This window comes from Mycolicibacter senuensis (genome assembly GCF_003284925.1).
GTDB classification, from domain to species: domain Bacteria; phylum Actinomycetota; class Actinomycetes; order Mycobacteriales; family Mycobacteriaceae; genus Mycobacterium; species Mycobacterium algericum_A.
Genome location: NZ_QMEX01000174.1, coordinates 1 through 6,701, shown reverse-complemented (window position 1 = coordinate 6,701; position 6,701 = coordinate 1). Strand labels below are relative to the sequence as shown.

The window sequence follows — 6,701 nt, the reverse complement described above, 5'->3', positions numbered from 1 at the left end:
CGGCCGATGCCGTGAGGATGACCAGCGCCAGCAGCCACGAACCGCGGTGCGTGACTCCGGCCGAGATGCGGTCCCACACGGCGAGGGTTACCTGTCGGGTAGCGCGTGCTCGATGATCGGTCGGCGCGGCTGCGGCTCGCGCTCGCGGCGCTTGGCGGCCAGGTACACCTGTGCCGTCTCGTCGGCGACGGTGTGCCAGTCGAAGTCGGCGCTGAGGCGGTCGCGGGCGGCCACGGCGCGCTGCTGGGCCGCGGCCGGGTCATCGAGCACCGCGCACACCGCCGCCGCCAGTGCGGGCACGTCGCGCGGCGGGCACGACATCCCGGTGTCGCCGTCGATGACGGCCTCTCCCAGCCCACCGACGTTCGATGCGACCAGCGGGGTCCCGGCGGCCGCTGCCTCGAGCGCGGCCAGGCCGAACGGCTCGTAGTGGCTGGGCAGCACGGCTGCGTCGGCCCGGTGCAGCATGGCCAGCAATTCGTCGTGGTCCAACCGCCCCACGAACCGGGTTGCCTTGAGTACCCGATGTTTCCGGGCGCACTCGGTCAGCCAGTCCTGCTGGGTGCCGTCACCGGCGACGGTCAGCGTGGTGCCCGGGTGGGCCCGGCGGATCCGCGGCAGCGCCGCGATCGCGTCGTGGACCCCCTTCTCGTATTCGAGCCGCCCGACGAACAGCAGTTCCGGCGGTCCGGTGCGCGGCTCCCGGCGGGCGAACGGCCACCGCGCGGCGTCGATCCCGTTGCGGATCACGGTGGTTTCGGCCAGCCCGGGGCCGAACAGGTCGGTGATCTCGTCGCGCATCGAGGCCGAACAGGTGATCAGCGAGTCCGATTCACGGACCAGCCACGATTCCACCGCGTGCACCTGACGGCTCAGCGGACCGGACACCCAGCCGGAGTGGCGACCGGCCTCCGTGGCGTGGATCGTGGAAACCAAAGGCACGTCATAGAATTCAGCCAGCGCGATCGCGGGGTGGGCCACCAGCCAGTCGTGGGCATGCACCAGATCGGGTCGCCACAACGTCTGGCCGCCGTCGACCTTCAACGACAATCCGGCGCGCACCATCGAGTGACCCATTGCCAGGGTCCAGGCCATCATGTCGTCGCCGAAGGAGAACTCGTGCGGGTCCTGGGCCGCGGCGACGACCCGTACGCCCTCGCTGATCTCGTCCGACGAGGGGTGGGTGCTCGGGTCGGTGTCCGACGGGCGCCTGGCCAGCACGACGACGTCGTGCCCGGCGGCGGCCAGCGCGGTGGACAGGTGGTGGACGTGCCGGCCCAGCCCGCCGATCACGACCGGCGGGTACTCCCACGACACCATCAGGATCTTCACGCGGCTGGTCCGTTCTGAGCAGTGGGGCGCGAACGTGCGCAAAAACGGTCGTCTCGCGGCGTGTCGGGCCGGGCACACGCACGCTCGCGCGGGAGGGGGGTCACCGTGGCAGCCTACGGGCATCCAGCGCGCCGAACAGACCGTCGGCCCGATTCCAGCCCTCGGCCAGCCGTTCGGCCACGTCGCGATGCCCGGATGCCAGCGCGTCGGCGATCTCCCGGGTGGCGTGGGCGTGCAACTGCGCGCGGTAGCGGGCGTACTCGGCGGCGGAGTCCTTGCTCACCATGAACGGCCAGTCGCTGGACACCGTCAGCAACGCCTCCCGCAGCAGCTGGTCGGCGACGCGGTCGCGCGGAATCGGCCCCGACGGTGTGGCAGCTGCCGCCATGGCCTTGTCGACGGCGCCCAGCGCCGTCTCGACCACCTCGCTGTTGAGCTGCACCAGGTCGGCGACCTTCTCCCCGGACCAGACCTGCCAGTCCTTGCCTGACCCCCACGAGCTCGGCGGCAGCTCGACCGAGTCCCCGAGGAACCCGGCGTCGATCGCGTCCGACAGTGTGCCGACGCGAATCCCGGCCTCCGGCAGCGCACGCAACACCCGGGCCAGCCACTGCGGTCCCTCGTGCCACCAGTGGCCGAACAGCTCGGTGTCGAAGGCGGCGATCACATGGGCGGGCCGGCCGATTCGTTCCGACTCGTCCTGCAGCCGGGTGCGGACCACTTTGACGAAATCGGCGACGTGGGTGTCGACGGCGGCGTCGGCGCGCTGCGGGTCATAAGGCGCCTTGTGTTCCGGGTCGACGTTGCGGCCGGTGACCCGTGACGGCTTCAGCCCGGTGCGATGGTCATAGGTGTGGAAATCCCGGTAGGCGCCGTGGCCCGGATAACCCGACTTGGGTGACCAGACCCGGTAGCTGACCTGCAGGTCGCGGCCGAACGCGATCACTCCCGAGTCACCGACCGGCCGGCCCAGCGCGGTGTCGCCGTGCAGCGACGGCCCGTCGACCATGAAGTGCGTCACTCCGGCCGCCGCGTAACCGGCCTCCATACCGGGGGCATAGGCGCACTCCGGCGCCCAGATCCCGGTGGGGCGGTGGGCCAGCCGTGCCCGGGTGTCGGCCAAGCCCTCCCGCAGCGCGAACTCCCGCAACCGCGGCGCCAGCAGCGGCTGGAACGGGTGGGCCAGTGGGCCGCCCAGCATCTCGACCGTGCCGGCCTGGGCCAGCTCGCGCAGCAAGGGGCTGGCGCCGTGGCGCCACAACAGCGCGAACTCGTCGAGCGCCTGCTCGGCATTGGCGCGCTCGTACCGGCCGAAGTCACGCAGATCCGGCAGCGTCGTGGCCTGGGTGGCGCGCAGCTGCCAGTTCGCCAGCCAGTGGTGCATGCCGTCGAGGCAATACGGGTCGTCGAGCTGGGCGGCGACCACCGGCGTCACTCCAAGGGTGAGCAGATTGCGCCGGCCTTCGTCGGCCAGCGTCCGCAGCACCCGCATCAGCGGCAGGTAGGCCGCCGACCAGGACTGATAGAGCCACTCCTCGCCGACGGGCCAGCGGCCATGGTGGGCCAGCCACGGTAGGTGGGTGTGCAGTACCAGGGTGAACAAACCCGGCACCGAAGGCTTTTCGGTCACGGCCTCACCGCGATCGCAACCAGATCCAGGCTGTCATCGATGTGGTGAGCTGTGGTGTCGCTACCAGCCGGGACCAGTTCGAAGTCCGCGGTACGCACCGCCGCCACATCGCGGGCCAGCTGTTCGGGCCACGGCGCGGCTGTCAGGGCGCGTTCGATCTGGGCGTCGATGATCGAGCCGCCGTGGCGGGCGTCCATCTCGCGCAGCACCGGCCCGTGAAAGACGCCGTAAACTTCGTCCATCACGAACCCGCCGTCGACCAGCAGTTCGGTCAGCTCGGCGGCGTTGAGCTCGCGGGTGTGGAACGGATTGATCGGGGTGTCGCGGCCGGGGGAGAAGGTGATGCGGTTAGGGGTCGAGATCATCAGCAGCCCGCCGGGTCGCAGCACCCGCGCGCATTCGGCGATGAACTGCGCCTGGTCCCACAGGTGCTCGATGACCTGAAAGTTGACCACGACGTCCACGGCGGCGTCGGGCAACGGCAACTCGGCCAGGTTGCCCTGCACCGCTTCCACCCGCGGGTACCGTGCGGTTACGTGCGCCACCGCGGCGTCGTCGTAGTCCAGTCCGATCACCCGCTGCGCCACGCCGGCGATCAGGTCGGCGCCGTACCCCTCGCCGCATCCGGCCTCGAGCACCTCGCGGCCGTTGCAGCGCGGCGCCAGCTGTTCATAGACCACCTCGTGGCGGCGAAACCAGTAGTTCTCGATGTCGAGCCCGGGGATGGTGCGTTCGCCGGTCAGCATCAAGGTGGCGTCGCCGGGCGGGGTGCCGGCAGGGTCCCCGGCGGGTTTCGTGGATTTCATCGCACAGGCAGGCTAACGCGAACGCCACGGTCCGCGAACCGGCTACCCCGCAGTGGCCCTATCACGACCCGCTACTCTGTACTGGCGAACCGCACTAAGTTACCCGTGAGTAACGTGTCGTGCGGCTGCGTGAATCGTGACCCAAGTCCTGTGGCCCGCCGCCGCAGGACCCCTTCGAGGAGGACGAACCACACTCATGACGAACATCGTGGTCCTGATCAAACAGGTCCCAGACACCTGGTCGGAGCGCAAGCTCAGCGACAGTGATTTCACGCTGGACCGTGACGCCGCCGACGCCGTGCTCGACGAGATCAACGAGCGGGCCGTCGAAGAGGCGCTGCTGCTCCGCGAGAAGGAAGGCGCCGAAGGCACCGTGACCGTGCTGACCGCCGGCCCCGAGCGGGCCACCGAGGCGATCCGCAAGGCGCTGTCGATGGGGGCCGACAAGGCCGTGCACATCCTCGACGACGGCATGAAGGGCTCCGACGTCTTGCAGACCGCCTGGGCGCTGGCCCGGGCACTGGGTCAGATCGAAGGCACCGAGCTGGTCATCGCCGGCAATGAGTCCACCGACGGGGTCGCCGGCGCCGTTCCGGCGATCATCGCCGAGTACCTGGGACTGCCGCAGCTGACCCACCTGCGCAAGCTGACCGTCGCCGACGGCAAGGTCACCGGCGAGCGCGAGACCGACGACGGCGTGTTCACCCTGGAGGCCTCGCTGCCGGCGGTGGTGAGCGTCAACGAGAAGATCAACGAGCCGCGCTTCCCGTCCTTCAAGGGCATCATGGCCGCCAAGAAGAAGGAAGTCACCGTTTACACGCTGGCCGAGATCGGGGTCGAGGCCGACGAGGTCGGTGTCGCCAACGCCGGTTCCAAGGTCACCGCGACGACGCCGAAGCCGCCGAAGACCGCCGGCGAGAAGGTGACCGACGAGGGCGACGGCGGCACCAAGATCGCCGAGTACCTGGTTGCCCAGAAGCTGATCTAGCGACATCGAAGACAGGGAAGACAAACATGGCTGAAGTACTGGTGCTCGTTGAGCACGCCGACGGAGCGCTGAAGAAGGTCAGCTCCGAATTGATCACCGCCGCGCGGGTGCTCGGCGAACCGTCCGCGGTCGTGGTGGGTGCCCCCGGTGCCGCCGCGCCGCTGGTCGACGGACTGAAGGAAGCCGGCGCCGCCAAGATCTACGTCGCCGAGTCCGACGTGGTGGAGGGCTACCTGGTCACCCCGACGGTCGACGTGCTGGCCGCGCTGACCGAGTCGGCCACCCCGGCTGCGGTGCTGATCGCCGCCAGCGCCGACGGCAAAGAGGTAGCCGGCCGGCTGGCCGCCCGGATCGGATCCGGTCTGCTGGTCGACGTGGTCGAGATCTCCGAAGGCGCCAAGGTGGTGCACTCCATCTTCGGTGGCGCCTACACCGTCGACGCCGAGCCCACCGGCGACACGCCGGTGATCACCGTGCGGGCAGGGGCCGTGGAGCCGGCGCCGGCCGCCGGAGCGGGCGAGCAGGTCACCGTGGAGGTGCCTGCCGCCGAGGAGAACGCCACCAAGGTCACCTCGCGGGAGCCGGCGGTGGCCGGTGACCGCCCGGAGCTCACCGAGGCCCCCATCGTGGTGGCCGGCGGTCGTGGCGTCGGCAGCGCGGAGAGCTTCTCGGTGGTCGAAGAGCTGGCCGATTCGCTCGGGGCCGCCGTGGGCGCCTCGCGTGCCGCGGTGGACTCGGGCTACTACCCGGGCCAGTTCCAGATCGGCCAGACCGGTAAGACCGTCTCACCGCAGCTGTACATCGCGCTGGGCATCTCCGGCGCGATCCAGCACCGGGCCGGGATGCAGACCTCCAAGACCATCGTGGTGGTCAACAAGGACGAGGAAGCGCCGATCTTCGAGATCGCCGACTACGGCATCGTCGGGGACCTGTTCAAGGTCGCCCCGCAGTTGACCGAGGCGATCAAGGCCCGCAAGGGTTAATTTCTACTGCGTGAGCAGTAGCGGCAACGGCCCCCGCACGCCTGGCGTGTCGGGGGCCATTGCGTCGGATGGTGGGCTGGTCGGCCGGGACGGCGAGCAGAAGCAGCTTCGGGACCTACTGGGCCGGGCCCGCGCCGGTGACAGCCAGGTGCTGGTGCTGCGGGGCGAGGCCGGTATCGGCAAGACCGCGATGCTGGACTATCTCGCCGAGACCGCTACCGGGTTCGAGGTGATCGGCACCGCCGGCGTGGAGTCCGACATGGAGTTGGCCTTCGCCGGCCTGCAGCAGCTGTGTGCCCCGCTGATGCCGCGCGCCGGTGCGCTTCCCGAGCCGCAACGCGAGGCGCTGCAGATCGCTTTCGGGCTCAGTTCGGGTCCCGCCCCGGACCGCTTCCTGGTCGGACTCGCCGTGCTGGGCCTGCTGGCGGCCGCCACCGGCGAGCGCCCGATACTGTGCCTGGTCGACGACGCCCAATGGCTGGACCGGGTGACGGCGCAGACACTGGGCTTCGTGGCCCGCCGCCTGGTCGCCGAACCGGTCGCGCTGGTGTTCGCGCTGCGTGAGCCGGTCGACGGGCTGACCGGGCTGCCGAAACTGGTGCTGCGGGGGCTCGGCGACGCCGACGCCCGCGAACTGCTGGCCTCCGCGGTCACCGGGCGCATCGATACGCAGGTGCGGGACCGCATTGTCGCCGAGACGCACGGTAACCCGCTGGCGCTGCTGGAGTTGCCCCGGGGACTCTCCGCCGCCGAGTTGGCCGGCGGCTACCACCGGCCCGATGTCCAACCGGTCGCCGGCCAGCTCGAACAGCTTTTTCTGGCCCGGGTCCGGTCGCTGCCCGACGACACCCAGCGGTTGTTGCTGCTGGCCGCGGCCGAACCGGTGGGGGACCCGACCTTGCTGTTGGCCGCGGCGCAGCGCCTCGGTCTGCCGGCCGAGGCGTTGGCACCGGCCGAGGCGG

At 70.4% G+C, this 6,701-nt stretch carries 6 protein-coding genes; 3 read left to right on the top strand and 3 right to left on the bottom strand.

The genetic code is table 11. The features are described 5' to 3' along the window. Positions 1-87 precede the first annotated feature (87 nt). From DQP56_RS21660 to DQP56_RS21650, 3 genes are all read right to left on the bottom strand, one after another. On the bottom strand, positions 88-1,332 hold the full coding sequence (locus tag DQP56_RS21660; RefSeq protein ID WP_112688940.1) for a glycosyltransferase family 4 protein: 1,245 nt from the start codon (positions 1,330-1,332) through the stop codon (positions 88-90). A 100-nt stretch (positions 1,333-1,432) separates the two neighbouring features. Further along, a complete protein-coding gene (locus tag DQP56_RS21655) occupies positions 1,433-2,962 on the bottom strand; it encodes a 1,4-alpha-glucan branching protein domain-containing protein (protein ID WP_112688938.1) in 1,530 nt (509 codons plus the stop codon). Continuing rightward, positions 2,959-3,768: a class I SAM-dependent methyltransferase gene (locus DQP56_RS21650; protein WP_112688936.1), complete on the bottom strand. Its 810-nt coding sequence runs from the start codon at positions 3,766-3,768 to the stop codon at positions 2,959-2,961. Before DQP56_RS21650 ends, DQP56_RS21655 begins: the two co-directional genes overlap by 4 nt. 196 nt (positions 3,769-3,964) lie before the next feature. Here DQP56_RS21650 and DQP56_RS21645 point away from each other — a divergent pair, with 196 nt between their 5' ends. The 3 genes from DQP56_RS21645 to DQP56_RS21635 all read left to right on the top strand — a co-directional run. After that, positions 3,965-4,756 (top strand): electron transfer flavoprotein subunit beta/FixA family protein, encoded by a 792-nt coding sequence (locus DQP56_RS21645; protein ID WP_112688934.1) that lies wholly within the window; start codon positions 3,965-3,967, stop codon positions 4,754-4,756. A 26-nt stretch (positions 4,757-4,782) separates the two neighbouring features. After that, on the top strand, positions 4,783-5,739 hold the full coding sequence (locus DQP56_RS21640; protein ID WP_112688932.1) for an electron transfer flavoprotein subunit alpha/FixB family protein: 957 nt from the start codon (positions 4,783-4,785) through the stop codon (positions 5,737-5,739). Positions 5,740-5,857: 118 nt separating this feature from the next. Then, positions 5,858-6,701, top strand: an 844-nt coding sequence (locus DQP56_RS21635) for an AAA family ATPase (protein ID WP_234825772.1), incomplete at its 3' end; no start/stop codon positions are given.

What these genes read in the sequence shown, in the direction of transcription:
- DQP56_RS21650 (WP_112688936.1), bottom strand. Translation starts at nt 3,768, where the DNA reads ATGAAATCCACGAAACCCGCCGGGGACCCTGCCGGCACCCCGCCCGGC.
- DQP56_RS21645 (WP_112688934.1), top strand. Translation starts at nt 3,965, where the DNA reads ATGACGAACATCGTGGTCCTGATCAAACAGGTCCCAGACACCTGGTCG.
- DQP56_RS21640 (WP_112688932.1), top strand. Translation starts at nt 4,783, where the DNA reads ATGGCTGAAGTACTGGTGCTCGTTGAGCACGCCGACGGAGCGCTGAAG.